We start from the raw sequence: 23,953 nt of genomic DNA on the forward strand, positions 1-23,953 counted from the left end.
CCATGAGCGCGGACCTTTCCAAGACCGCGTACGACCACCTGTGGATGCACTTCACCCGCATGTCGTCGTACGAGAACGCCCCTGTGCCGACCATCGTGCGCGGCGAGGGCACGTACATCTACGACGACAAGGGCAAGCGGTACATCGACGGCCTCGCGGGGCTGTTCGTGGTCAACGCCGGCCACGGCCGCGTGGAGCTCGCGGAGACGGCCTACAAGCAGGCCCAGGAGCTCGCCTTCTTCCCGGTGTGGAGCTACGCCCACCCGAAGGCGGTCGAGCTCGCCGAGCGCCTGGCCGACTACGCCCCCGGCGACCTCAACAAGGTCTTCTTCACCACCGGCGGCGGCGAGGCCGTCGAGACCGCCTGGAAGCTCGCCAAGCAGTACTTCAAGCTCAAGGGCAAGCCGACCAAGTACAAGGTCATCTCGCGCGCCGTCGCCTACCACGGGACCCCGCAGGGCGCCCTGTCCATCACCGGCCTGCCGGGCCTGAAGGCCCCCTTCGAGCCGCTGGTCCCCGGCGCCCACAAGGTGCCCAACACCAACATCTACCGCGCTCCGCTCTTCGGCGACGACCCCGAGGCCTTCGGCCGCTGGGCCGCCGACCAGATCGAGCAGCAGATCCTCTTCGAGGGTCCCGACACCGTCGCGGCCGTCTTCCTGGAGCCGGTGCAGAACGCCGGCGGCTGCTTCCCGCCCCCGCCCGGGTACTTCCAGCGGGTCCGCGAGATCTGCGACCAGTACGACGTGCTGCTCGTCTCCGACGAGGTCATCTGCGCCTTCGGCCGGCTCGGCACGATGTTCGGCTGCGACAAGTTCGGCTACGTCCCGGACATGATCACCTGCGCCAAGGGCATGACCTCGGGCTACTCCCCCATCGGCGCCTGCATCATCTCCGACCGCGTCGCCGAGCCCTTCTACAAGGGCGACAACACCTTCCTGCACGGCTACACCTTCGGCGGCCACCCGGTGTCGTCGGCGGTCGCCCTGGCCAACCTCGACATCTTCGAGCGCGAGCAGCTCAACCAGCACGTTCTCGACAACGAGGGCGCCTTCCGCGCCACCCTGGAGAAGCTCCACGACCTGCCGATCGTCGGCGACGTCCGCGGGAACGGCTTCTTCTACGGGATCGAGCTGGTGAAGGACAAGGTCACCAAGGAGACCTTCACCGACGAGGAGACCGAGCGCGTCCTGTACGGCTTCCTCAGCAAGGCGCTCTTCGAGAACGGCCTCTACTGCCGCGCCGACGACCGCGGCGACCCGGTCGTCCAGCTCGCGCCGCCGCTGATCGCCGACCAGTCGACGTTCGACGAGATCGAGGGCGTCCTGCGCACCGTCCTCACGGAGGCCTGGACCAAGCTCTGAGCCTTCCTGTGTGAGGGCTCGGTTCGCCTGCGGGCCGCTCGCCGAAAGCACCTGTGGGCCGGGGCACGCACACCGCGTGCCCCGGCCCGCCGGCGTTCCCGGCGAGGCGGGCGGGAACCCCGGACGACGCGCCTCGTGCGCTACGCCGCACGAGTGGCCGCGGCGGGGAAACGCGCCCCGGTGACCGCGGACGGGGGCCCCGCGGCACGTACGGTGCCGCAGTGACCCGGACTCCCCGCGTTCGTTAGAGGCCAACGTGAACCCACCCGACAACGACGTGCTGTGGGCCCGCGGCCTGCGCCACACGCACGACCGCTCACCCGCCCTGCTCGGTGTGTCCCTGGGCGTGCGGGAGGGCGAGATCCTCGGCGTCCTCGGCCCGCACGGCGCCGGGAAGACCACCCTGCTGCGCTGCCTGTCCGGCGAACTGCTCCCCGAGCAGGGCGAGGTGTGGTTCAACAGTTCCCCCGTGCACACCCTGGGCGTGACGGCCCGCGAGCGGCTGCGCCGTGAGCGCTTCGGCTGGATCGACAGCAGCCCGCAGCTGCTGCCCGAACTGACCGTCCGGGAGAACGCCGCGCTGCCGCTCCTGCTGTGCGGCGTCCCGTACCGCACGGCCCGGGCAGAAGCGCAGGAGTGGCTGGACCGGCTGGACATCGGCGGGGCCGCCCGCAAGCGGCCCGGCCGGCTGCTGCAGGCCGAGCGGCAGCGGGTGGCGATCGCCCGCGCCCTGGTCAACCGGCCGTCGGTGGTCTTCGCCGACGAGCCGACCGCGCCGCTGCACCGCGCCGACCGCGCCCAGGTGCTGCGCATGCTGACGAGCGCCGCCCGCTCGCACGGCATCACCGTCGTACTGGCCTCCAACGAACCCGAGGTCGTCTCCCTCGCCGACCGGGTCGTCAGCCTCGTCGACGGCCGCTTCGTCGCCGGCATGCCCCAACAGGAGCGGGAGGACGCCGACTCGTGCTCAGCCTCCGTGTAGCCCTCGGCTCCCGGCCGGAGGTGCTGCTGCGCCGGCTGCTGGTCGTGGCCGCGGCCGCGGGCAGCGGGTTCCTGCTGCTCGCCGTGCTCGGGCACGCCCTCGCGCACCCCGAGGACGCCCCGGACGGCCTGCTGCGGCTGCTGTGGTGCGCTGTGCCGTTCGCCGCCACCGTGCACCTGTCGGTGCTCGTGGCCCGTACGGAGCCGAGCGGACGGCTGCACGCGGGCCTGGCCGCCGCCGGGCTCGGCCGGCACGGGCTGCCCCTGCTGGCCGCGGCGAGCTCCGCCCTCAACTGCGGCCTGGGCGTGCTGATCGCGCTCGCGGGCTTCCTCTTCCTCCGCGGTGACCTGCCCGGCCCGCACGTCACCGGTGCCGCCGAGGCGCTGGGCGCGGACCGGGAGCTGCCGCTCGCGGGCGCGCTGACGCTGCTGGCCACGCTGCCGCTGGCCGCGGCGGTCTCGGCCGCGGTCGTGCTGCGGCCGCGGCGATCCCGTCAGAAGGAGTCCGCCGCCCGTGAAGGCCGTACGCCGGTCGGCCTGCCGTGGGGGGTCGCGCTCGTGTCGATCGGCCTGGCCGTGCAGATCTCCTCGGCCGGGGACTCCGGCGCCCCCGTTGCCGGCGGCACGCTCCCGCTGCCGGGCGGCCTCGGCCACGCCGCCGCGCCCGTCGTCGGCGGCTGGCTGCTGACGGCCACCGGCATGGTGCTGGCCATGCCGGGCCTGGTCCACCTGTGCGGACGGCTGCTGGCGGCGTACCGGCCCGGTGCCCTGCGGCTGCTGGCGGGCCGCGCGCTCCAGGAGGAGGCGACGCTCGTGGGCCGTCCGCTGGGCGCGCTGTGCGCGGTGGCCGCCACCGCCCTCGCCGGCAGCGACCGGCTCGGGGCCGTGGCCCACCCCGTCGGACCGCTCACCGCGCTGGGCGCCGTCCTGGTCGTCCTGTCGGCGGTCGCGACCGCCCTGACCGCGACCGTGGACGCCAAGCGCGCCCGCCGTCCGGCCACCGCCGCCCTCACCCGGCTCGGCGCACCCGCCGCCCTTCTGCGCAACGCGGCCGCCGTTCGGTCCCTCGCGATCCTCGGCGTCGTACTGCCGCTGACCCTGCTCGTCGCCCACCTGGGCACCCTGCCCCTGCCGTAGCTCCCTGCGGAACCCCGCGGCGGCGGCCCCCGCCGCGGGCGCTAGGGTGACGGGCGTGCTGTCGCCGAACGATCCGAACGATCACGAGATAGAGACCCTCGAGGAGTTCGACCGCGTCGCCGCGTCGGGCTCGCTGCGCGGATACCGCGTCCAGTCCGTCGACCTGACGACCCGTACGCCCGACCTGACGTCCGCCGACACGGCCGAGACCGTCTTCCTGGGCTGCCCGATGGAACCCGAGGCCGCCGCCCACGTCCGCGCCGCCGGCGCCACGGTCTTCCCCCCGGTGCCGGACCTGCCCTTCGACCCGTACCGGGGCTCGCTCTACAGCCCCGACGCGCTGTTCGAGGGCCTCCTCGACGACGGCTACGAGGCGACGCCGGACGCCCGTGCCTACCAGTGGTTCCTGCGCACCCGGGGCAGCCGCGACATCTACGCGTCGATGCTCCGCAGCATTCACGACGACGCGGTCTCCGACGCCTTCGACGAACTCGTCATGGGCGCCCGCGTCGTGGGCGTCATGGGCGGTCACGCCATGGAGCGCGGCACCGACGCGTACGCGGGCGCCGCCCGCCTCGGCCGGGCGCTGGCCCGCAAGGGCCTGGCCGTGGCCACGGGCGGCGGGCCCGGCGCGATGGAGGCGGCCAACCTCGGCGCCTACGCCGCGCCTTTCGACGACGCGATGCTCGCCGAGGCCCTGGAGACGGTGGCCAAGGTCCCCTCCTTCCGCCCTTCCGTCACGGACTGGGCGCGCGCCGCCTTCGACGTGCGCGACCGCTGGCGAAACGGCGGCGCCTCCATCGGTGTGCCGACGTGGTTCTACGGCCATGAGCCGCCGAACGCCTTCGCCGCGCACATCGCCAAGTACTTCGCCAACGCCACCCGCGAGGACGGGCTGCTGGCCCGCTGCAACGCCGGGGTCGTCTTCCTGCCGGGCGCCGCGGGCACCGTCCAGGAGATCTTCGACAACACCACGCCGAACTACTACGAGTCCAACGGCACCCCGCGCCCCATGGTGCTGGTCGACCGCGACCACTGGACCCGGCGCCTGCCGGCGTGGCCCCTCCTCCAGGCGCTCGCCGAAGGCCGCTCCATGGAGTCGCGCATCGCGCTCGTCGACTCCGTCGAGGAGGCCCCGGAGGCCCTGGAACGTCTGACGCGGGGTTAGGGCGTACTCGGGGGTCCGCACGGCACCGGGGCGGGGCTCCCACCGCGGTCTGCTGTCGTGCCGTCTCGCGCCCTTCGGGCGCAAGGATGCCGGCTGCGGACGGGGAGGGCGGGGGCGCCTCTCCTCGGCGGTGTGCGGGCCGGTTGTCGGCGGTGTTCAGGCGCCGGAGCGGGTTGCCTCGGGGATGGCGCGGGTCTCGTCGCCGTCCGCGGGTGCAGATGGCCGCTTCCACGCCTTCGGTGAGTGGTGGGCGCGCCCGCCGTTACCGGCGTCTGCGGCTGATTCGGGGTGCTGTTGGGCGGTCTGCGAGAGATCGGGCTCGCTTTCGCCGACATAGTCGGCGGAACAGAGCCCGGTCTTCGAACGGGGGCAGATCGGGCCTGCTTTCGCCGAACATGTCAGCGGAACAGAGCCCGATGTCGGGGAAGCACCCGCAGACGCAGGTTACGGCAGGCGCGCCACCCACCATGAGTGGGCGTGGCCACCGGCCATCTGCACCCGCGGACTGCAACGAGACCCCGCCACCGAGCAGGCGAACCGCTCCGGCGCTTGAACCCCGGCCACGAACCGAACCGCACCGCGCCGACGAGAGCGGCCCCAACCCTCCCCGTCCGCAGCCCGCCGCTTTGCGCCCAAGGGCGCGAGACGGCGGAACAGCCGAACCACCCGCCCGCACCCGTCAGCCCACCCGTACCACCGCGCCCCGCCCCGCCGGCCCCCGCCGCTCAACGGGGTCTACCCGCCCAGCACCACTACTTCGTCCGCCGTGAAGGAGACGCCGACCGTGTCTCCCTCGGCGGGGGCGTCGCGCAGGGCGCAACCCGCCTCCAGCCGCGGGCCCTCGTCGGGGCGCAGGAGCAGGGTGACCTGGTCGCCGCGGAAGGTGCGGGCGACGACGTCGCAGCGCAGCCCGTCGGAGGCCGGGACGAGCCGTACGCCGGCGGGCCGGACGAGCAGCCGCCCGGCGCCCTGCGGGGAGCCCAGGGGGACGGGGACCTTGCCCCAGGCGGTGTCTGCGGTGTCGCCGGTGACGGTGGCTTGCACCACGTTGTCGAAGCCGAGGAAACGCGCCACGAACTCGGAGGCGGGCCGCTGCCACACCTCCAGCGGCGTGCCGGCCTGCTCGACACGGCCGTCGCGCATGACGACGACACGGTCGGCCAGCGCGAAGGCCTCGCTCTGGTCGTGCGTGACGGCCAGCACCGTGGTGCCCAGCCGCCGGAAGAGCCCGCGCAACTCGACCACCAGGCGCTCGCGCAGGCCCCGGTCGAGCTGGCCGAGCGGCTCGTCGAGCATGAGCAGCCGCGGTCCCGGTGCCAGCGCCCGGGCCAGGGCGACGCGCTGCTGCTCACCGCCGGACAGGGACGCGACGGCGCGCCGCTGCGCGCCGGGCAGCCCGACGAGCTCCAGCAACTCCTCGACCGTGCGTTCCCGTTCGGCTCGACCGGCGCCGCGCATGCGCAGACCGAAGTCGACGTTCCCGGCCACGTCGCGCTGCGGGAAGAGCTGGTGGTCCTGGAACATCAGGCCCACGCCGCGCCGGTGCGCCGGCACCCCCGTCTGGTCGCGGTCGCCCAACAGGACGCGCCCGGCGTGCAGCGGCTGCAGCCCGGCGACGACCCGCAGCAGCGTGGACTTGCCGCTGCCGCTGGGCCCGAGCACGCAGACCGTCTCGTGCTCGGCGACCTCCAGGCCCACGGCGTCCAGGGCGGTGTGCCCGCCGAAGCGCACGGTGGCGCCGTCCAGGCGCAGCAGGGTCATCAGAACTCCCCCGACCTGTCGATGCGGATACGTTCCAGCGCCAGCAGCGCACCCGCGCACACCAGCATCAGCACGGTGCTGAGCGCCATCGCCTGGCCGTAGTTGAGCTCCCCGGCCCGGCCGAGGAAGCGGGCGACCGCGACCGGCAGGGTGGGGTTGTCGGGGCGGGCGATGAAGACGGTGGCGCCGAACTCGCCGAGGGACACGGCGAAGGCGAAGCCCGCCGCCACCAGCAGCGCCCGCCGCACCATCGGCAGATCCACCTCTCGCCACACCCGCAGCGGGGAGGCACCGAGCACCGCCGCCGCCTCGCGCAGCCGGTCGTCCACGGCGCGCAGCACCGGCAGCATGGTGCGCACCACGAAGGGCACGCCGACCAGCGCCTGGGCGAGCGGAACCAGGATCCACGAGGAGCGCAGGTCGAGCGGCGGCTCGTCGAGGGTGATGAGGAAGCCGAAGCCGATGGTCACCGCCGAGGTGCCGAGCGGCAGCATGAGCAGGGCGTCGAAGCCCCGCACGAGACGCCCTGCCCGCCGGGTGAGGGCGGCGGCGGCAAGACCGCCGACGACCAGGGCGATCGCGGTGGCGGCGGCCGCGTACTCGAGCGAGTTCCAGATCGCGGCGACCGGCGCCACCAGGAAGGTCCCGCCGCTGCCGGCCACCGAGCCCAGCGCCCGGTAGTGGCCGAGGCCGTAGCCGTCGGGTCCGCGCAGCGAGCGCTCGGCCAGCACACCCAGCGGCAGCAGGATCAGCAGCGCGGCCACGCCGAGCACGCCCGCCAGCAGACCCCACTCGCCGGCGCCGCGCGGCCGCCGCGCGGTGCGGGCCGGGTCCACCAGTCGCAGCGCGCTCTCCCTGCGCCGCACGGTCCCGGCGTGCACGGCGAGGATCGCCGCGACGGCGGCGAACTGGACGATGGTCAGCACGGCCGCCGTGGGCAGGTCCAGCAACTGCGCCGTCTCGCGGTAGATCTCCACCTCCAGGGTGGAGAAGGCGGGGCCGCCGAGGATCTGGACGACGCCGAAGGAGGTGAAGGTGAAGAGGAAGACCATCAGCGCGGCCGCGGCGACCGCCGGGGCGAGGGCGGGCAGCGTCACCTTCCGCCAGGCCGCGAGGCGTCCGGCGCCCAGCACCCGCGCGGCCTCCTCCTGCCGGGGGTCGAGTTGCGCCCACAGGCCGCCCACCGTCCGTACGACCACGGCGTAGTTGAAGAAGACGTGCGCGAGGAGGATCGCCCAGACCGTGGTGTCCAGGCGCACCCCCCACAGTTCGTCGAGCAGCCCTCCGCGCCCCAGCAGGGCGAGGAAGGCCGAGCCGACGACCACCGTCGGCAGCACGAAGGGCACCGTCACCACCGCGCGCAGCAGCTGCTTGCCGGGGAAGTCGAAGCGGGCGAAGACGTACGCGCCGGGCAGTGCGATCACCAAGGTGAGCGCGGTGGAGGCGGCCGCCTGCCAGCAGGTGAACCACAGCACGTGCAGGACGTCGGGGTCGCCCAGGACCTCAGCGAACCGGCCGAACCGCCACCGCCCGCCCTCGCGAAGCCCGCGGGCGACGATGGCGGCGACCGGGTACCCGAAGAACAGCCCGAAGAACGCGACCGGCACGGCCATCAGGCCGAGCCGTACGGCGAGCGGCCGGACGGCCGCGGCCCGGGCGCGCCTGCCCCCGGCGGTCTTCGTTACTTCAGCACGAGCGAGGACCACGACTTGACCCACTGCTCCCGGTTCCCGGCGATCTTCTCCGGGGCGACGGTGGCCGGTTCCGCGACGACCGGCGCGTACTTGGTGAAGACCTCGGGCAGCTTGGCGTCGCCGCGGGCGGGGTTGACGAACATGTTGAGCGGCATGTCCTCCTGGAAGGCGCGGCTCAGCAGGAAGTCGACGAGCGCCTTTCCGCCCTCGGTGTTCTTCGCGCCGTTCAGCAGCCCGGCGAACTCCACCTGCCGGAAGCAGGTGCCGGTCGCGACACCGGTCGGCCCCTGCTCGGGCTGCGTCTTCAGCCCGAGCACCTCGGCGGGCGGGCTGGAGGCGTACGAGACGACCAGCGGCCTGTCGCCCTTGCCGCCGCCGGCGCCGGAGAAGGTGTCGTAGTACGCCTGCTCCCAGCCGTCGACGACCTGGACGCCGTTCGCCTTGAGCTTCTTCCAGTAGTCCTCCCAGCCCCCGTCGCCGTACTTCGCGGTGGTGGCGAGGAGGAAGGCGAGCCCCGGGGAGGAGGTGGCGGCGTTCTCGGTGACCAGCAGGTCCTTGTACGCGGGCTTGACGAGGTCGTCGAGGCTCTCCGGCACGGGGAGCTTGTGCTCGGTGAAGTACTTCCGGTCGTAGTTGACGCAGACGTCGCCGAAGTCGATCGGGGTGACGCGGTGCTTCGCGGCGTCCAGCTGGAGCGCGGTGGGCACTTTGTCGAGGTCCTTGGCCTCGTAGGGCTCGAACAGGTCGTTGTCGAGGGCCCGGGACAGCAGGGTGTTGTCGACGCCGAAGAAGACGTCGCCCTGCGGGTTGCCCTTGGACAGCACGGCCTGGTTGACCGCGGCGCCGGCGTCGCCGCCGCGCAGCACCTTGACGGTGTAGCCGGTCTGCTCGGTGAACGCCTTCAGCACGTCCTTCGACGCGGCGAAGGAGTCGTGGCTGACCAGGGTGACGGTCTTGGAGGTGGCACCGCCCTTGTCCTTGGCGGTGTCCCCGCTGTCGCTGCCGCAGGCGGCGAGCGCGCTCGCTCCGAGCGCGACGGCCAGTGCGGTGCCGGCCACACGCCGACGGGTGGTGCTCATGTGGTGACTCCCTACGCCGGTATGACCCGGATCAGGTCCGAGGGTCTGCGGCCGTGCCGCACTCTCAGCGCTCTGTGCGCTCCCCTGTCGGATGTTCTTTTGTGTGATGTGCGTGATGTCGCGGCAAACGGCCGCAAACGACCGTCACCATAGCAAGCGCAGGTCAGCGCTCGGAAGCCGCCAGCTGACCGCAGGCGCCGTCGATCTCCTGCCCCCGGGTGTCCCGGACGGTCACCGGCACGCCGTGCGCCTCCAGCGCCGCCACGAACGCCCGCTCGTCCTCGGGCCGCGAGGCCGTCCACTTCGAGCCGGGGGTCGGGTTGAGCGGGATCAGGTTGACGTGCACCCGGCGACCCTTGAGCAGCCGGCCCAGCAGGTCGGCCCGCCACGCCTGGTCGTTGATATCCCTGATCAGCGCGTACTCGATGGAGACCCGGCGCCCGGACACGTCCGCGTAGTGCCAGGCGGCGTCCAGCACCTCGCGCACCTTCCAGCGGGTGTTCACCGGCACCAGGGTGTCGCGCAGCTCGTCGTCGGGCGCGTGCAGCGACACCGCGAGCCGGCACTTGAAGCCCTCGTCGGCGAAGCGCAGCATCGCCGGGACCAGCCCGACCGTCGACACGGTGATGCCCCGCTGGGACAGCCCCAGCCCGTCCGGCTCCGGGTCGGTCAGCCGGCGGATGGCGCCGACGACACGCTTGTAGTTCGCGAGCGGCTCGCCCATGCCCATGAACACGATGTTCGACAGCCGCGCCGGGCCGCCCGGGATCTCCCCGTCCCGCAGCGAGCGCATGCCCGCCACGATCTGGTGCACGATCTCCCCGGTCGACAGGTTCCGGTCCAGCCCGGCCTGGCCGGTGGCGCAGAACGGGCAGTTCATGCCGCAGCCCGCCTGGGAGCTGATGCACATCGTCACCCGGTCCGGGTAGCGCATCAGCACCGACTCGACCAGGGTCCCGTCGAACAGCCGCCACAGCGTCTTGCGCGTCGTGTCGTTGTCGGTGCTGCTGTGCCTCACCACCGACATCAGGTCCGGCAGCAGCCCCTCCGCCAGCTTCCCCCGCGCCGCCGCCGGGATGTCCGTCCAGGCGGCGGGGTCGTCCGCGTACCGCGCGAAATAGTGCTGCGACAGCTGCTTGGCGCGGAACGGCTTCTCCCCCAGCTCCGCGACCGCCTCCCGGCGCTCCTCGGGCGAGAGATCGGCAAGGTGCCGCGGCGGCCTCTTGGCTCCGCGCGGCGCGACGAATGTGAGTTCTCCGGGTGCAGGCATGGTGCGTCCAGTGTCGCAGATCGATTGGGCGGCCCCAGGTCGGATGCGTGAGGCTCCCGTCACCCTCAGACGTCCCCTGGCGACGCCGGCACCCGTCCACGGCCCGGGTACGGCCCGGCCTCGTGCGCTTTCCCGGACCTGACGGCGGCAGGCTGCCGCCACCGTCGCCTTTCACGTGGGCAGGCTTCCACGAACATCGGCGTCGTGATCTCCGCGTTCTGCACGACGGCAAATGAAGAGGCCGGGGGTCCCGGGTCGGATGCCGCGTGGCGCGAGCTGTGTACGCGTGCAAGCGTGCAAAGAGGACTCGGAACGGCATGAGCTGTCCGGTGACCCGGAGCTGCTGACGAAGGCCGGAATCGGCCCGGGCAGTGCTCGGCCGTTCCGCGAGATGAAGCGCCGAGGACAGCTCGGGAGGAGGCGACGATGCTCATCGAGGGCGTCATGCTCCTGTGGTTCATCCAGGTCGCGATCGGTGTGCTGTTCGTGGCCATCGACATCCGCACGACACCGGAGTCCACGGTCATGAAGTGGGGCTTTGTGATCGTCACCGCATTCAGCGGGCTGTTCGGGGCGTTGCTGTACGTGTTGAGCTGCCGGGAACCGCTGCCGGGCACCCATGAGCAGTACGTCTCTGCGAAGTGGCGGCAGGTGGTGGGTTCCACGATGCATTGCGTGGCCGGCGACGGGATCGGCATCCTCGCCGCGAAGGCCCTCACGTCGGGGGCCGGCCTGGCGATGTGGGCCGAGGTCCTGTGCGAGTACGCACTCGGATTCCTGTTCGGCTGGACCGTGTTCCAGGCACTGTTCATGAAGAGCATGTTCGGCTCGTACCGCAGGTCCCTGTCCAAGACCTTCATCGCAGAGCTGTTGTCCATGAACGCCGTAATGGGCGGGATGACGGCAGTCATGGTCCCGTGGCTGTCACACGACATGGCAGCCACGGACCCGACGAGCCCACGGCTCTGGTTCGTCATGTCCATCGCGCTGTGCGCGGGGTTCCTCGTCGCGCTGCCGATGAACTGGTGGCTGGTTGGCCACGGTCTCAAACACGGCATGATGACGGTCCGCGACGACACCCGCCCGGTCCCCCAGGTCGCGGCACTCGCCCTTGCCGGCGCCACGCTCAGCGGCCGCGAGCAGCACTCGCCCGCGCTCGTCCACCGCACTCCGACGCCTGGCCACGATGCGAACGGCTCCGCAGAACCAGCCCCTGAGCACGATGCCACAGCGCCGTCCACCGGCAGCACGCACCAGATGGAACCGGGGATCAGCCGGGGCCGACTCGCCATGATGACCCTGGTCAGTTTTGCGATCTTCGGTGCGGGCTTCCTCATCGCGGGTCTGTTCGGAGACCTGGCGATGACGTAGTGATCGACCGCCGGTGCCCTCGGCGCGACGGGTCCACGGCCCTGACCGCCACCATGGGCGAAGTCGCCGGTCAGGGGCGGTACGAGATGAAGGGCCCGCGGCGATTGCGGGCCTGCCGTCTATGTCAGGCGCACCGCGCACCGCGGATCAGGGGGTCACGGTGACAAAGGTGTCCGCGATGCGGTCGGCGTCGGTCGGGTGGGCGGCGATGGCGATGATGCGCCAGGTACCGGAGTCGTCACGGCGGACCTCGAAGTGGACTCCGCGGCGCTCGATCTCGGTGTCGTCGGCGGTGCGACGCGACCAGATCACGTCGATCCCGGCGGAGTGCGAGCTGTAGGCGGTCACTCGGCTGTCGGGCACATCGGTGTGGGTGTATCCGGCGGCCTTCAACGGCTCCTGCTGCGCGGCGAGGTAGCCCAGTACCGCGTCCGGGTCGGGGCACCAGCCGTGCATGCCGCGAGCCGGGTCGGGGTCGTCCGATGAGACGCTGAGCGGAGGGACCCAGTAGCTCAGAACGGACCGGGGACCGACGGACGGGTCCGCCGCCGCGGCGGTCCAGGCGGGGAGGTACTGGTGGAAGAACCAGTCGCGGGCCTCCAGGGCCGCACGCGCCACGTCGTCCTTGTACCGCTCGAGGTCCACTTCGTCGTCCACGACTCCATTCTGACAAGGCGTCAGACCTGAGGGACCCGACCCGCCGACGCCTTCCGTTTCTCCGATCGCCGCCGTACCGGCCGCACACCGGCGACGCGGTCGGGAGACTCCACGTGGACCGGGTCGTCGCGATCCACCATGATGCTCACGAAGCCGGCCCGGACCGCGGTGCGCGCACATGGCGGCCATCGCGGTGGCGAAACCAGGTGACACCGGAGATCACCAGGAAGATCAGCCCGACGACCAGGATTCCGAAGGGCACCAAGAGGTAACGGAACCCGGTTACCTCTTCTGTCGCGACATGCGAGGGGTCGGCCGGGTTGTAGACGATCTCGGTCCGATCACCGTCGCCGAGCGGTCTGCGGCCGGCGTTCTCCGGCAGGAGACGGTGGGTCTCGGTCCTCCCGGCGGCTGTGAAGGTCACCCACCACTCGGCGTCGCCGCCCGTTCCCCGGTCCTGTGCGGTCCCGGTGGTGTGGACGCCGTGTCGCAGTTCGACCGCGATCGGTGCCGCAGTGGCCGTGAGCCACGCTCCGACAGTCGCGATCAGCAAGCCGACCACCAGCACGGCGGCCGGGTTGCGCCAGAACCAATCGCCGTCGTCGGGGCCGCTGTTCGGGAACGCGGACGTGTCCCAGTACGCACCGGCCCGGGCGGGACCTCTGGCCGTGCTCCTGGATCGCATGGCAGGACCCTACGATCGTGCTCACGTGACCGACAGGCCCGCACCCCGAAGTGAACGAGCCCCGGAGGTTGCCGGTTCCGGCGCGCCTCCTCGGCGACGTCAAGCGTACGGAACGTCACTCACGGCGCATCGAGGCCACGGCCGCCCGGGAATTTCCGGCGCTGTCCGGCTTCACCAGCCGCGCTTCGACGAGGCCGGTGCCGCCCTCGTCGGCCGTGCGGGTCGTGCCGTCGCGCACGAAACCGGCCCGTTCGTAGAACCGCAGCGCCTGAGCGTTGGGAACGTACGCGTAGACGCACAGCGGGGCGTGGCCGCGCCCTTCGAGGTCGGCCACCGCGTGGGCGAAGAGCCGGCGGCCCAGGCCCGTGCCGATGCGACCGGGTTCCACGTACAGGCCGAAGACCTCCGCGGCGCGGGGGCCGAGATCCGGGTCCTGGGCCCGATCGGCCGGGCCGGTGCGGCAGAATCCGGCCACGGAGTCGCCCTCCTGCACGACCCACAGACGGTGCTCGCCCGGGAGTTCGGCCAGATATTCGGCCCAGTTCTCTGCGTCGCTCACGGGGTCGAGCCCGTCGAGGAATTCCGGGCTCATGAACCCGGCGTACGCAGCCCGCCACGCGTGGACCTTCAGGGAGCCGATGGCATGTGCGTCCCCGGGAACGGCAACACGGATCACGGGCCGAGTATAGGAACGCGGCGGCGACGCAGGCCCGGCATTTTTCCCTGCCGGGCCGGCCGCGCCCACCCTCGCCGGCGCCGGGAACGCGGGCGGTAGCGTCTGCGTCATGTCCGACGCCCTCGACGTGGCAGCGGCCCTGCGGGGCGGCGTGACCAGCCGCTCCCAGGCCTGGGACTTCTTGCGCCGGTTCGCCGACGAGTGGACGGGCCGCCCCCTGCGGCCCGAGGACGGCTGCACCGCCGCCGAACTGGACGCCGTCGAGGCCGAGTTGGGCTTCGAGCTCCCCGTCGCCCTGCGCGAGGGCTACGCGCTGCTCGGCCGGCGCGACGACCTGACCATGCAGCAGGACCCACTGGTGCCGCCGATGGGGCTCCATGTGGACGACGGCTTCGGGGGCGTCCTGGTCTTCCGCGTCGAGAACCAGGACTGCGCCGCGTGGGGCATCCCACTGGACGGGGTCGAGCAGGACGATCCCCCCGTCGTGGTGGAGTCGCACGAGGGATGGATCCCCTTCCTCGACCACATGTCCGTGGCCTGGGTGGAACCGGTGCTGAGCGAGTCACTGCTCGGGGCGGAAAGCCTGTACGACGCCTGCGAGTTGCCTGACTCGCTCGTGCCGGACCTCGAGGCGCGCTACTCGCGAGTCGACCTGCCCGACCACCCGATGTGGGTCGGCGCGGAGGACTCACCGCTGCGCTGGTACGCGGCCCCCGGCCGTCTGCTGCGCCGCGACGGCGTGCTCGACCATTGCTGGCTCCACGCCCGCGGACGCACGGCCGCGGATCTCGAGCGGATCCGCGAGGACCTGCCGACCCGATGGGTCGGCTGACCGTGGTGACGAGCCGCGTCGTGCGGAACCGCATGTCACCGCGGACGCGTTCGCGGCGGCTCAGTGCTTGAAGACGTCCACCCCGCCGGGCTCCGCCTCCAGGGACCGGCGGTCGAAGATGAGCATGCCGAGGAAGAACAGCCCGCCCACGACGAGCAGCCCCACCACGATCACCAGGGGCACCACCGCCTCCTCCGGTGTCACCAGGGCGACGAGCGCGACGACCGTCCACACCAGGGCGGCGAGGGCGACGGGCAGTTCCAGGCGTCCGAGGTCGAAGGCGCCCTTGCGGCGGCCCAGGCGTTTGCGGACCGCGAGGTAGAGGACGATCGTCGAGCCGTAGATGAGTGCCGGGAGGATCGTCGACGCCGTGATGAGCTCCAGCAGCGCGGCACCCGGGAGCGCCACCATCAGGACGACGCCCATGGCGAAGATCAGCACGGTGGCCGGGACCGGGGTCCGGGTGTGCGGGTTGACCCGGCGCATCAGCCGGTGCGCGGGAAAGCGCCCGTCGCGCGACATCGCGAAGATGATCCGCGAGCACGCGACCATCACCACCATCCCCGCGCCGAAGAAGGCGAAGGTGATCGCGACCAGCAGCGTCCGTTCCATGACCGGACCGAGCTGGTCCCGCATGATCGTGGCGACCGGGGAGCCGTCGCGGCTGATCCGGGGGACGTCCTCGATGGCGACGGTGAGCGTGATCAGGAAGAGCATGCCCAGCAGTCCCGCGGCCACGACCGAGCCGACGATCGCGCGGGGGACGCTGCGGTAGGGGTCCTTGGCCTCCTCCGCGAGGTTCGCGGCGGAGTCGAAGCCGACGAGCGTGGCCAGACCCATGATCATCGCGATCATGAGCCCGCCGCCGAGGGCGAAGTAGTGCGGGGCGTCCTCGGTGATGCCGCGTGAGGTGAGGTTGCCGGCGGCGCCGTTCCCCGTGACCGCCGCGGCGATGACGAGCGCGACCGCCATCACCACGACGAGCGCGAGTTCCAGGTCGACGGCCGCGGTGTTGATCAGGCTGACGAGGCGGGTCGAGGCCACGGCGAGCACGGCCTGGACGAGCAGCACCACGAGCGTGATGACCCGCGCCGTGTCCTCGTCCGGCCTCATGCCCGCGAGCGGCATGAAGGCCTGGCTCGCGAGGGCGTTGTCGATCGCGACCACGGCGATCGCGAGATAGCAGAACGTCAGCCAGCCGAACCCCCAGCCCACCTTCGGGTCGGCCAGCCGTGAGGCCCACTGGTACGAGGAGCCGCTGAGGGCGATGCGCCCCGCGAGCTGCGCGACCACCAGGGCCACCAGGGACTGCCCGACCGCGACGAGGATCCAGAGCCAGATGCCCACGGGGCCCGCGTTCTGCAGCACGTCGTCGTAGGTCGAGAAGATGCCGACGGCCACGGAGATGAACGCGAACGAGATCGCGAACACCTGGAAGGAGCCGAGCGTCCGTTTCAGTTCTTGCTGGTAGCCCCCTTCCTCGACGGACCTCTCGCCGGCCGACTCGTCCGCCGGGGCTTCCGCCACCTCGGTCACCTCGTCCCCGCTCCGGACCCGTACCGCGATCCCATCCGTTTTCCACATGTATGTCATAAATGTTGCCCATACTGCACTTTGAGGCCCTCTCGGCTGTCGGCACTCCGCGAACGTTGGCCAGCGCTGTACGGCTCACGGAGGGTCAGGTCTGTCGAGACACGGGGTGTCGATCGGGTGAGCGCGGCCCGGCGGGAGGGAACGGGCTGCGCCACTGGGATGACCTTGGCGCCGGACGCCGGTGGGCGCGGGTACGGATCCCGTCGACAGGGGCCCGAGCCGTGCCGGAAGGCCCTCCGGTTCGGTGCCGGCCAGAGATCGACGAGGAGAGTCTCCATGCGTCCTGCAGACAGGACCCCGCCGCCCTCAGGGCGGTCCCTTCGACGGTTCGGACGGCTCGCGGGCACGGTGGTGCCGGCGACCCTGATCGCCACCGCGATATCCGCGGCGTCCCTGACGACGGCTCAGGCCGCCGACACGGACGGCGGGAGCGCCCCTGCGGCATCGGCGTCGAGCTTCCCGTGGCCCGACCCGTACAACGACTACCCGTACGACGACTACCCGTATGACGACTACCCGTACGGGTACCCCGGCGGAGACCCCGGTACCGGCCCCGGGCTGGGTCTCGGGCCTCTCCTCGGTTCCGGCCCCCTCCTGGGTTCCGGCCCCCTCCTCGACCCCGGTCGCGGGCCCCTCCTGGGCCCCGGCACCAGTCCGATCGTCGACTCCGGTGCCGGTCCCGTCCTCGACCCCGCCGCTCCTCTCCTCGGCCCCGGCCGCGGACCCTTCGTGGCCCCCTTCCCCGGCCCCGGCAGGCTCTCGGGGTGCGACATCGACTCGGCCGGTGAGGCCAACGCGACCAGCCGCGACTTCTCCGTCGCCGTCCTCCGCGGGCGGACGTTCGTCGGGCAGCGCGACACCACCCCGGTGGGCGGCGGCACCTACACCTGGCAGGACCTCAGCGGGCTCCCCGGATACCCCGTCACCGGGGTGTGCGGCGCGAGCGTGAGCGCCTCCTCGACGACGGAAGTGTCGGTCAAGGTCGTCACCTTCCGTGGCGACGTGGCGGAGAACCGCTGCACCACCGCCGGGACCCTCCCGGTCTGCGGTTCCTGGAACCCGCTGCAGGGGCCCCTGCAGCCTCCGCCGCCGCCGATCTCCATCCCCTGACCGGTCCGCGTCGACGGCCCGTCGCAGTGGTCGCCCGCCGGACGGCGGGCACCGGTGTGGCCGGCCGTACGAGGGACCGTGGTCCTCGGACGGGTCCCGCGTGTGAGGCGGAGAGCGGGAACCGGCCGCGCACCTGACGAACCGGGCGGCGGTCCCGGCCGGCCATGGGTAGGAACGACGTCGATGTGGCCCGAACCGGGCGGGAATTCCCTCCGGTCCGGCTCGGGCCCGACGTCGACGAGGAGTCTCCCCATGAGCCCTTCAGACAGGACCGCTCCGCCCCCCGGACGGCTCTCGCGGTGGTACCGGCGGCTCGCCGGCACGGTCGTGCCCGTGGCCCTCGTGGCCGGCGCGGTATCGGCCGCCGCCTTCGCCCCGGCGCACGCCTCGGGCAGGGAGCGGCAGCCCGCGGCGGATCCGGCCGCCGTCCGCGAGTGGAACGCCATCGCCACGGACGTCATCGGCACCAACCTCGGCACGACCCGGCCCTCCGGGCAGGCGGTCGTCTGGCACGGGTTCGTCTCGGTCGCCGTCCACAACGCCGTGGTCGGCATCGAGGGCCGCTACGCGCCGTACAAGTGGCACGCGCGCGGGCCCGCCGGCGCATCATCGGAAGCGGCGGCCGTGACCGCCGCGCACGACGTCCTGCTCTCCGACTTCCCCGCCTCTCGGGAGCTGCTCGACGCCGCGTACGCCGATTCCCTCGCCCGGATCCCCGACGGCACCGCCAAGCGTCAGGGCGTGGCGTTCGGGGCGCGCGCCGCCGACCACGTCATCCGACTGCGTGCGGGAGACGGCCGGTTCGCGACCGTGGAGTTCACCACCCCGCCCGCACCCGGCGTATGGCGGCCCACCCCGCCGGGGAACCTGCCCTTCATCGACACCTGGCTCGCCCGGCTGCGCCCGCTGGCGCTCACCTCGCCCTCCCAGTTCCGGCCCGGTCCGCCGCCCGCCCTGACCTCGGCCCGCTACGCCCGGGACGTGGACGAGGTGCGGATCATGGGCGCACGGACGGGCTCGCCGCGCACCGCGCAGCAGACCGAGACGGCCCTGTTCTTCGGGGGCAACCTGGCCGTACAGCTCCAGTCCGCGTTCCGCGACCACAGCGCCCGCCACCGCCTGGACATCGCCGACACGGCACGCCTGTTCGCCGCGGCGAACACGGCGGCGACCGACGCCGTCATCACCGCGTGGGACGCCAAGCTGCACTACGGGGCCTGGCGGCCGATCACGGCCGTCCACCTCGCCGGCACCGACGGCAACCCGGCGACCGAGCCGGATCCGCAGTGGCAGCCGCTGCTCGTCACGCCTCCGCACCCCGACCACATCAGCGGGCACGCGGCGGTCGCCGGCGCGGTGGCCCAGACCCTGGCGGGGCTCTTCGGCACGACCCGTCTCGACCTCACCTTCCCCTCCGATCTCACGGGCACCACACGGCACTACGACGACGCCGTGCGGTTCAACCAGGACATGATCGACGCCCGCGTCTGGGCCGGCATCCACACCCGCACGGCGGACACGGAAGGCTGTCTCGCGGGAGCCCGCGTCGCCCGCTGGACCCTCGCGCACTACTTCCGGCCGCTCCACCCGGCGCGGCCCCACTCCTCACCGCCCCTCCCGCGAACGTGCCCGCAGGAAGCGGCGAGTTGACCCACCCTCACCGCCGGGCGACCTCCCACCGCGCACCCCGGGAGGGCGCCCGGCAGCCGGCCGGCGGGGCCCCGATCAGTCCCGCCGGAAGCTCCCCACGTGCTTCTCCGGGGGTTCGGGCACGTACCCGGTCCGCGCGGAGGGTGTGACAGTCCTGTTGCCGGAACTGTGGGTTCCGCCACAGCCCGGGCGATCTTGCCCTGGTGGACTCGGCGAATGCTGTTCCTGCTCCCCCTCGTGCTGCTCCTGACCGGGCTGGTCACCGCCATCGCGCTCACCGGTCACGCCCTCGGTGCGCTCCGCCGGCCGGACGTCCGCTGCAGCGGACGTGACGTGCGGCTCCGCACCCTGGCGGCCCTGCTGGGGGCCGGTTCCGTGGCCCTGTACACGTGGGGGCTGCTCCACGTCGCCGGGGCGGTCATACAGGCGGAGGACGGGGGCGCCGGTTCGGCACCGCTGCGGCCCTGCAGTGCACCGGACCGGTGGGGACAGACGGTCGGCGTCGTCGACTACGCCGTGGACTACGTGCCCCTGCGGTTCGTCTGCACGGCGTCGGACGGCAGCTCCCACACCTCCGCGACCGTCCCCGGCTACGTCAACCCGGCCGTACTGGGCCTGGCCCTGACCGCGGTCGTGTGCGCCGGCGCGGCCGCGCTCGAATCGGAGCGCCGGGCCCTGCAGGAACCGGCCGGCGCCCCGAGCGGTTCCGGGTACTAGAGTGCCGTCTCGGCCGGCCGGAAGGCCGGCCTCTCCAGCGGGGGAAGGGGGACGGTCCCATGGCGTGGTACGTCGGGGCGGGCATGGTCCTGGGTGTGCCGGACCTCAGGGGGTGCGCTCCGGCTGCGGGTTGCAGATCCCGCACGGCGTGACATCCGGCATGCCGAGCGCCACCTCGAACTCCTGCCGGTTCAGCCGGCCGCCCCCGGGGACGCGGCAGTCGTCACGATGGAGGACGCCCCGGCCCGCGCCGCCCCGCGGATCGGGCACACTCTGCAGCCGCCAGGCGCGGACCGGGGTGTGGACTCCACCCCTCCCCTCACCCCGCCGCGGAGCGCCTCCTTCGGCCTCCGCGGCCGCCTCCGCCGCGGCCGCGGAACCGGCTTCCGCCTCCTGGATCTTGGCGTCGACTGCGGCGATCTGCATCTGCAGATAGAGGCGTATCACCCGCAGGCGCTGCGGATCCGGAGGAAGCTCGTACACACGTTCGAGTGTATGCGGCGGACGGACCGCCGACCAGCGTCGCGGCTCCCCGCGCCCTGCGACCGCCGTCACGCCAAGCGGCGACGGTGCAGGTCGGGGACGTGGCCGACCGCGGGCCCCTCCGGGCCGCCGTGGCGCGCACGGCCGGCTTCCCGGCGCGGCCGCGCTGCGCCAGGATGGGCCGGTGGACACGATCATCAGCGCCGCGGAGCTCGCCGCCGCCCTGCGCGAGGGCGCAGCGCCCGTCATCCTCGACGTCCGGTACGAGCGCGGCGGGCCGTCCGGCCGGGCGGCCCACGAGGCGGGACACATCGCGGGCGCGGTGTACGTCGACCTGGAGGCCGACCTCGCGGGACCGGCCGGCCCGGCCGGCCGGCATCCGCTGCCGGACGCAGGGGTGTTCGCCGCCGCGATGCGGCGGGCCGGGGTACGCGGGGACAGCCGGGTCGTCGTCCACGACGGCGGCCAGGGCTGGGCCGCGGCACGTGCCTGGTGGACGCTGCGCTGGGCCGGCCACGGGAACGTACGCGTGCTGGACGGCGGGCTGCCCGCCTGGACGGCCGCCGGAGGCCGACTGACCACACGGGGCGCGGTACCGGAGCCCGGCGACTTCCAGGCCGTGCCGGGCACACTGCCGGTGCTCAGCGCGGACGACGCCGCGGCCCTGGCCCGTACGGGGGTGCTGCTGGACGCACGTGCCGCCGAGCGCTACCGCGGGGAGGTCGAGCCGCTGGATCCGGTGGGCGGCCACATCCCGGGAGCCGTGTCGGCTCCCACCGCCGGGAACGTCACCGCCGACGGCACCTTTCGTCCGGCCGCCGAACTGGCCGGCCGCTTCGCCGCCCTGGGCGTCACCGCGGACGGCGGCGGGATCGGCGTGTACTGCGGCTCGGGGGTCTCGGCGGCGCAGCAGGTGCTGGCCCTGGCCGTCGCGGGGATCGACGCCGCGCTGTACGTCGGCTCGTGGAGCGAGTGGAGCTCCGACCCCGCCCGGCCCGTGGCGACGGGTCCGCAGCCGGGCTGAGCGCCCGGCGGCCCGGCCCTGTGGGGGCGGTGAGGATCAGCCCGAGCCGACGAAGACGACGAGCAGCAGCCAGACCACGGGCGCGGTCGGCAGCAGCGAGTCGAGGCGGTCCATGATGCCGCCGTGGCCGGGCAGCAGCTTGCCCATGTCCTTGATGCCGAGGTCCCGCTTGATCATGGACTCGCCCAGGTCGCCGAGGGTGGCGCTGGCGGCCACCGCGAGGCCCAGCAGCAGCCCCTGCCACCACTGGCCGTCGTCGATCAGGAACTGCATGGACAGGGCGCCCGCGGCCATCGCGAAGGTGATCGCGCCGACCAGGCCCTCACGGGTCTTGCCGGGGCTGATGCGGGGAGCGAGCTTGTGCGTGCCGAAGCGCCACCCGACGGCGTAGGCACCGGTGTCGCTGATCACCGTGAGGAGCAGGAAGACGAAGACCCGCCACGGGCCGTCGCCCGCAGCGAGCATCATCACCACGAACGTGGCCAGGAACGGCACGTAGAACGCGGCGAAGACACCCGCCGTGACGTCACGGAGGTAGTTCTCCGGGGGCTCCGTCATCCGCCAGACCAGGACGGCGAGCGCGGTGAGCGCCATCGCCACCCAGGCGCCCTCGGCGCCGCGCACGTAGCCCGCGACCACCATGGCGGCGCCGCCGACGGCCAGCGGCACCAGCGGGATCCGGATCTCCTTGCGCTCGGCCAGGCGCGAGGTGAGCTCCCACAGGCCCACCACGACCGCCGCGGCGACGACGCCCACGAAGACGGCCTTGACGATGAAGAGCGAGGCGATGATGACGACGCCGAGGCCGACACCGACCCCTATCGCGGCGCGCAGATTGCGCCCCGCGCTCTTCTTCGCCCGGCCGCCGTTCCCGCCCGCCGCCGGGGGCGGCGGCACGGAACGGTCGGGCCGGGCGGATTGCCGCTCGGGTTCGGGGGCGTCGTCGCGGAACAGGGGGCCGCCCATCCGGGTGCCCGCCTCGTCCTCGCCTCCCCAGGAACCGGCATGTGGCGAGGGCCCCCAAGAAGAGTCGTTCACGGAGTTTCGCCTCGCGTTTTCGTCCGGTCCGGGTCGGTCGGATGGGTGGTCGGGTGGATGGGTGGCTCAGCCGCGGACGGACCGGGCTGCGGTGGAGCGGTTCCGGCGGAGCGCCGGATCAGACCTCCAGCAGCTCGGATTCCTTGTGCTTGAGCAGCTCGTCGACCTGCGCCACGTACTTGTGGGTCGTGTCGTCGAGCTCCTTCTCCGCGCGGCGCACCTCGTCCTCGCCCGTCTCGCCGTCCTTGACGAGCTTGTCGAGGGTCTCCTTGGCCTTGCGGCGCACGCTGCGGATCGAGATCCGCGCGTCCTCCGCCTTGCCGCGGGCGACCTTGATGTAGTCCCGGCGCCGCTCCTCGGTGAGCTGCGGGAAGACCACCCGGATGATACGGCCGTCGTTGGTCGGGTTGACACCCAGGTCCGAATCCCGGATCGCCTGCTCGATGTTGCGCAGCGCCGAGTTGTCGAACGGGGTGATCACCGCCATCCGCGCCTCGGGCACCGCGAAGGAGGCGAGCTGGTTGATCGGGGTCGGGGCACCGTAGTAGTCGGCCACGATCTTGTTGAACATCGCCGGGTGGGCACGGCCGGTGCGGATCGCGGCGAAGTCCTCCTTGGCGACCACGACGGCCTTCTCCATCTTCTCCTCGGCTTCGAGGAGGGTCTCTTCAATCACCATGTGCTCCTGGTATTCAGAAGGCAGAGCCTCGGCCCTTGCGCGCGTCTTTCCTGCACGGTGTCCGACCGGCAGCGTCTTGTCCATCCCCGTTCCGGGCGGATCGCCGGCCGGGTTGCGGCCGGCGCCCTCCGTCAGCGGGCGCCCGTGTCGTTGACGAGCGTGCCGATCTTCTCACCCTTCACGGCCCGCGCGATGTTGCCCTCCGCGAGCAGCTCGAAGACGAGGATCGGGAGCTTGTTGTCCTGGCACAGCGTGATCGCCGTCAGGTCCGCGACGCGCAGGTCGCGGGAGATGACGTCGGCGTACTCCAGGGCGTCGAACATCACCGCGTCGGGGTTGGAGCGGGGGTCGGAGTCGTAGACCCCGTCGACCCCGTTCTTGCCCATCAGCAGCGCCTCGGCGTGGATCTCCAGGGCGCGCTGCGCGGCGGTGGTGTCGGTGGAGAAATACGGCATGCCCATGCCGGCGCCGAAGATCACCACACGGCCCTTCTCCAGGTGGCGCACGGCGCGCAGCGGGATGTAGGGCTCAGCGACCTGGCCCATGGTGATCGCCGTCTGCACCCGCGACTGGATGCCCTCCTTCTCCAGGAAGTCCTGGAGCGCGAGGCAGTTCATGACGGTGCCGAGCATGCCCATGTAGTCGGAGCGGGCCCGGTCCATGCCCCGCTGCTGGAGCTGGGCGCCGCGGAAGAAGTTGCCGCCGCCGATGACGACGGCGATCTCGTAGCCGTCGCGGACGACCGCGGCGATCTCGCGGGCCATCGTGTGCACGACGTCGGGGTCGACTCCGAGCCCCCCTCCGCCGGCGAAGGCCTCGCCGGAGAGCTTGAGCAGGTACCGGCCCTTGTGCGTGCTGCCGGTGGCGGTGGGTGCCTTGTCGGCGTCCTGTTCCATGGAGATCTCCTCGTGCACGTACGAAGAAGGCCATTGCCGAGGGTCCGTGATGGTTCCCTGTGGGCAATGGCCTCCTCGTCACAACTGC

At 72.5% G+C, this 23,953-nt stretch carries 22 protein-coding genes and 1 riboswitch; of the genes, 10 read left to right on the top strand and 12 right to left on the bottom strand.

Annotation, left to right across the window (positions count from 1 at the left end):
* The first annotated feature begins 2 nt into the window (after positions 1–2).
* The 4 genes from ACFW3D_RS16600 (at position 3) to ACFW3D_RS16615 (ending at position 4,650) form a co-directional block, all read left to right on the top strand.
* Positions 3–1,364 (top strand): aspartate aminotransferase family protein, encoded by a 1,362-nt coding sequence (locus ACFW3D_RS16600; RefSeq protein WP_500504860.1) that lies wholly within the window; start codon positions 3–5, stop codon positions 1,362–1,364.
* 256 nt (positions 1,365–1,620) lie between these two features.
* Complete coding sequence (locus tag ACFW3D_RS16605) at positions 1,621–2,346, top strand: ABC transporter ATP-binding protein (protein ID WP_500504861.1); 726 nt, start codon at positions 1,621–1,623, stop codon at positions 2,344–2,346.
* The gene (locus tag ACFW3D_RS16610) at positions 2,328–3,482 is read left to right on the top strand and encodes a hypothetical protein (protein ID WP_500504862.1); all 1,155 of its coding nucleotides are present in this window, start codon (positions 2,328–2,330) and stop codon (positions 3,480–3,482) included. Before ACFW3D_RS16605 ends, ACFW3D_RS16610 begins: the two co-directional genes overlap by 19 nt.
* Positions 3,483–3,528: 46 nt before the next feature.
* Positions 3,529–4,650, top strand: coding sequence for an LOG family protein (locus ACFW3D_RS16615; RefSeq protein ID WP_500504863.1), 1,122 nt, complete (start codon positions 3,529–3,531; stop codon positions 4,648–4,650).
* A 735-nt stretch (positions 4,651–5,385) separates the two neighbouring features.
* Here the strand turns inward: ACFW3D_RS16615 and ACFW3D_RS16620 are convergent.
* The 4 genes from ACFW3D_RS16620 to rlmN form a co-directional block, all read right to left on the bottom strand.
* Positions 5,386–6,411, bottom strand: a complete 1,026-nt coding sequence (locus ACFW3D_RS16620) for an ABC transporter ATP-binding protein (protein ID WP_500504864.1) — start codon at positions 6,409–6,411, stop codon at positions 5,386–5,388.
* Complete coding sequence (locus tag ACFW3D_RS16625; protein WP_500504940.1) at positions 6,411–8,024, bottom strand: ABC transporter permease; 1,614 nt, start codon at positions 8,022–8,024, stop codon at positions 6,411–6,413. Before ACFW3D_RS16625 ends, ACFW3D_RS16620 begins: the two co-directional genes overlap by 1 nt.
* 68 nt (positions 8,025–8,092) lie before the next feature.
* Positions 8,093–9,184, bottom strand: coding sequence for a thiamine ABC transporter substrate-binding protein (locus tag ACFW3D_RS16630; RefSeq protein ID WP_500504865.1), 1,092 nt, complete (start codon positions 9,182–9,184; stop codon positions 8,093–8,095).
* A riboswitch (TPP riboswitch) is annotated at positions 9,176–9,280 on the bottom strand. (Overlaps the previous gene by 9 nt.)
* Positions 9,281–9,347: 67 nt before the next feature.
* The gene (gene rlmN / locus ACFW3D_RS16635) at positions 9,348–10,454 is read right to left on the bottom strand and encodes a dual-specificity RNA methyltransferase RlmN (RefSeq protein ID WP_500504866.1); all 1,107 of its coding nucleotides are present in this window, start codon (positions 10,452–10,454) and stop codon (positions 9,348–9,350) included.
* A gap of 426 nt (positions 10,455–10,880) precedes the next feature.
* Here rlmN and ACFW3D_RS16640 point away from each other — a divergent pair, with 426 nt between their 5' ends.
* A complete protein-coding gene (locus ACFW3D_RS16640) occupies positions 10,881–11,825 on the top strand; it encodes a DUF4396 domain-containing protein (RefSeq protein WP_500504867.1) in 945 nt (314 codons plus the stop codon).
* Positions 11,826–11,972: 147 nt separating this feature from the next.
* Here the strand turns inward: ACFW3D_RS16640 and ACFW3D_RS16645 are convergent, their stop codons facing one another.
* From ACFW3D_RS16645 to ACFW3D_RS16655, 3 genes are all read right to left on the bottom strand, one after another.
* Entirely contained in the window at positions 11,973–12,482 is a 510-nt protein-coding gene (locus ACFW3D_RS16645) for a DUF6841 family protein (protein ID WP_500504868.1), read from the bottom strand.
* Between the two features lie 145 nt (positions 12,483–12,627).
* Positions 12,628–13,050, bottom strand: coding sequence for a hypothetical protein (locus tag ACFW3D_RS16650; protein WP_500504869.1), 423 nt, complete (start codon positions 13,048–13,050; stop codon positions 12,628–12,630).
* A 232-nt stretch (positions 13,051–13,282) separates the two neighbouring features.
* Entirely contained in the window at positions 13,283–13,843 is a 561-nt protein-coding gene (locus ACFW3D_RS16655) for a GNAT family N-acetyltransferase (RefSeq protein WP_500504870.1), read from the bottom strand.
* A gap of 109 nt (positions 13,844–13,952) precedes the next feature.
* On the opposite strand from ACFW3D_RS16655, the gene ACFW3D_RS16660 reads away from it, so the two are divergent.
* On the top strand, positions 13,953–14,675 hold the full coding sequence (locus ACFW3D_RS16660; protein ID WP_500504871.1) for an SMI1/KNR4 family protein: 723 nt from the start codon (positions 13,953–13,955) through the stop codon (positions 14,673–14,675).
* A 60-nt stretch (positions 14,676–14,735) separates the two neighbouring features.
* On the opposite strand, the gene ACFW3D_RS16665 is transcribed toward ACFW3D_RS16660, so the two are convergent.
* The gene (locus ACFW3D_RS16665) at positions 14,736–16,202 is read right to left on the bottom strand and encodes an APC family permease (RefSeq protein ID WP_500504872.1); all 1,467 of its coding nucleotides are present in this window, start codon (positions 16,200–16,202) and stop codon (positions 14,736–14,738) included.
* Between the two features lie 342 nt (positions 16,203–16,544).
* Between ACFW3D_RS16665 and ACFW3D_RS16670 the strand changes: the two genes are divergently transcribed.
* From ACFW3D_RS16670 to ACFW3D_RS16680, 3 genes are all read left to right on the top strand, one after another.
* Positions 16,545–17,378, top strand: coding sequence for a hypothetical protein (locus ACFW3D_RS16670; RefSeq protein ID WP_500504873.1), 834 nt, complete (start codon positions 16,545–16,547; stop codon positions 17,376–17,378).
* Between the two features lie 252 nt (positions 17,379–17,630).
* On the top strand, positions 17,631–19,028 hold the full coding sequence (locus ACFW3D_RS16675; RefSeq protein WP_500504874.1) for a vanadium-dependent haloperoxidase: 1,398 nt from the start codon (positions 17,631–17,633) through the stop codon (positions 19,026–19,028).
* 216 nt (positions 19,029–19,244) lie between these two features.
* Positions 19,245–19,745, top strand: a complete 501-nt coding sequence (locus ACFW3D_RS16680) for a hypothetical protein (protein WP_500504875.1) — start codon at positions 19,245–19,247, stop codon at positions 19,743–19,745.
* Between the two features lie 105 nt (positions 19,746–19,850).
* Here ACFW3D_RS16680 and ACFW3D_RS16685 read toward each other — a convergent pair whose 3' ends face one another.
* Positions 19,851–20,228, bottom strand: coding sequence for a DUF6233 domain-containing protein (locus tag ACFW3D_RS16685; protein WP_500504876.1), 378 nt, complete (start codon positions 20,226–20,228; stop codon positions 19,851–19,853).
* 184 nt (positions 20,229–20,412) lie between these two features.
* Between ACFW3D_RS16685 and ACFW3D_RS16690 the strand changes: the two genes are divergently transcribed.
* On the top strand, positions 20,413–21,252 hold the full coding sequence (locus ACFW3D_RS16690) for a sulfurtransferase (RefSeq protein WP_500504877.1): 840 nt from the start codon (positions 20,413–20,415) through the stop codon (positions 21,250–21,252).
* A gap of 36 nt (positions 21,253–21,288) precedes the next feature.
* Here ACFW3D_RS16690 and ACFW3D_RS16695 read toward each other — a convergent pair whose 3' ends face one another.
* From ACFW3D_RS16695 to pyrH, 3 genes are all read right to left on the bottom strand, one after another.
* On the bottom strand, positions 21,289–22,290 hold the full coding sequence (locus tag ACFW3D_RS16695; protein WP_500504878.1) for a phosphatidate cytidylyltransferase: 1,002 nt from the start codon (positions 22,288–22,290) through the stop codon (positions 21,289–21,291).
* A gap of 118 nt (positions 22,291–22,408) precedes the next feature.
* Entirely contained in the window at positions 22,409–22,966 is a 558-nt protein-coding gene (frr, locus tag ACFW3D_RS16700) for a ribosome recycling factor (RefSeq protein WP_326581127.1), read from the bottom strand.
* A gap of 134 nt (positions 22,967–23,100) precedes the next feature.
* On the bottom strand, positions 23,101–23,865 hold the full coding sequence (gene pyrH / locus ACFW3D_RS16705; protein WP_500504879.1) for a UMP kinase: 765 nt from the start codon (positions 23,863–23,865) through the stop codon (positions 23,101–23,103).
* Positions 23,866–23,953 lie beyond the last annotated feature (88 nt).

The sequence above is a fragment of the Streptomyces sp. NPDC058864 genome, from assembly GCF_042742985.1.
GTDB lineage: Bacteria > Actinomycetota > Actinomycetes > Streptomycetales > Streptomycetaceae > Actinacidiphila.

Bases quoted from the DNA above. Each gene is read 5' to 3' on its own strand.
- ACFW3D_RS16600 (WP_500504860.1), top strand. From the start codon at position 3: ATGAGCGCGGACCTTTCCAAGACCGCGTACGACCACCTGTGGATGCAC.
- ACFW3D_RS16620 (WP_500504864.1), bottom strand. From the start codon at position 6,411: ATGACCCTGCTGCGCCTGGACGGCGCCACCGTGCGCTTCGGCGGGCAC.
- ACFW3D_RS16625 (WP_500504940.1), bottom strand. From the start codon at position 8,024: ATGGCCGTGCCGGTCGCGTTCTTCGGGCTGTTCTTCGGGTACCCGGTC.
- ACFW3D_RS16630 (WP_500504865.1), bottom strand. From the start codon at position 9,184: ATGAGCACCACCCGTCGGCGTGTGGCCGGCACCGCACTGGCCGTCGCG.
- rlmN (WP_500504866.1), bottom strand. From the start codon at position 10,454: ATGCCTGCACCCGGAGAACTCACATTCGTCGCGCCGCGCGGAGCCAAG.
- ACFW3D_RS16640 (WP_500504867.1), top strand. From the start codon at position 10,881: ATGCTCATCGAGGGCGTCATGCTCCTGTGGTTCATCCAGGTCGCGATC.
- ACFW3D_RS16660 (WP_500504871.1), top strand. From the start codon at position 13,953: ATGTCCGACGCCCTCGACGTGGCAGCGGCCCTGCGGGGCGGCGTGACC.
- ACFW3D_RS16670 (WP_500504873.1), top strand. From the start codon at position 16,545: ATGCGTCCTGCAGACAGGACCCCGCCGCCCTCAGGGCGGTCCCTTCGA.
- ACFW3D_RS16675 (WP_500504874.1), top strand. From the start codon at position 17,631: ATGAGCCCTTCAGACAGGACCGCTCCGCCCCCCGGACGGCTCTCGCGG.
- ACFW3D_RS16680 (WP_500504875.1), top strand. From the start codon at position 19,245: ATGCTGTTCCTGCTCCCCCTCGTGCTGCTCCTGACCGGGCTGGTCACC.
- pyrH (WP_500504879.1), bottom strand. From the start codon at position 23,865: ATGGAACAGGACGCCGACAAGGCACCCACCGCCACCGGCAGCACGCAC.